At 65.1% G+C, this 1,020-nt stretch carries 1 protein-coding gene; it reads left to right on the top strand.

Translation table 11 applies throughout. From position 1 onward, the window contains the following. Positions 1 to 432 precede the first annotated feature (432 nt). Positions 433 to 1,020: hypothetical protein (locus tag ABZ345_RS47475; protein WP_359862371.1), on the top strand; the 588-nt coding region annotated here is incomplete at its 3' end.

Here is a 1,020-nt window from a genome sequence, read left to right as displayed (position 1 = left end):
GGGTGGTAGATCCGTTGCAGACCGGCATCGGTGATCAGCACTCCTGCGGTGGCGTCGTCGTCGGCGACGGCGCGCAGCAGTGTGTCGATGCGGCCGCACTCCCACGGGATCCGGCTGATGTACACCTGCGTCGTCGAGGACCGTGTTGTAGCGGTCCAGCACGATCGCCCACTCGTCCTCGGTGTCCGGGGTGGGTCGCACGCTGGAGTTGGACGCCACCTGTGAAGGTGACTCGAAGTTCAACGGCTTCTACGGTCACGGCATCGTGGACGCCTACGGTGCGGTCACCCGTGCAACCTCAGCCGCTACCCGCAGGCCGCCGCCCGGCACCGCTTCCGCCTCTGCTGCGGCTCAGCCGTCTTGTTCTGCGGGGCAGGTTCGGTGAAACTCCTCGTCATGGGCAGAGCGGCGATCTTGGACGAGCAGTCGCACGTGGCCGAGGTGCTGATCGAGCTCTTCGAGACCGGGCTTCCCGCAATGGTGTGGTATGTCGCCGACGCGCCCGGCTGCGTGATGGGTTCTCCGCTCGCCGGCCTCAGCGACCACGAGACCTACATCGTGATGGTGCAGTGCGCCGAACTTTTGGGGATGCAGCTGACAGTTGAGTCCCCACGCCCGTACTGGCAGAGCCAAGGCTCTGATGAAGAACACTCGCCACCTGCAATTCTCGTTAGGCCGTACCACGAGGATTACCTCATCAAAGGGGTCTACCGCGGCGTGCAGCTGTCGTGCAGGGGCTCAGCGCGTGAAGGCACCGCCAAGAAGACGAATGTGCCGAAGTCCCACGCCCGTTCGCCGGATCCCGTCGTCACCGCTCAGCTCCAAGCGCTGACCGTGATGATCAGCCTGCTGTCGGCAGACCTGCCACCCCTCAGCTGGCGGCTCCGCCCCGAGAACCACGAGCCGCGACTCACCCCGGAGATCCACGTCCTCAAGCGTCGCAGGCAGGCACGGGGCGAGCTCGTCCAATGGGCCGACTTCCTAGGAACCCAGATCCGCTACGACCCCAGAAGCATGTAT

Source organism: Lentzea sp. NPDC005914, from assembly GCF_040629405.1.
Taxonomy (GTDB): Bacteria; Actinomycetota; Actinomycetes; order Mycobacteriales; family Pseudonocardiaceae; genus Lentzea.
This window is presented reverse-complemented; position numbering and strand designations above follow the sequence as displayed.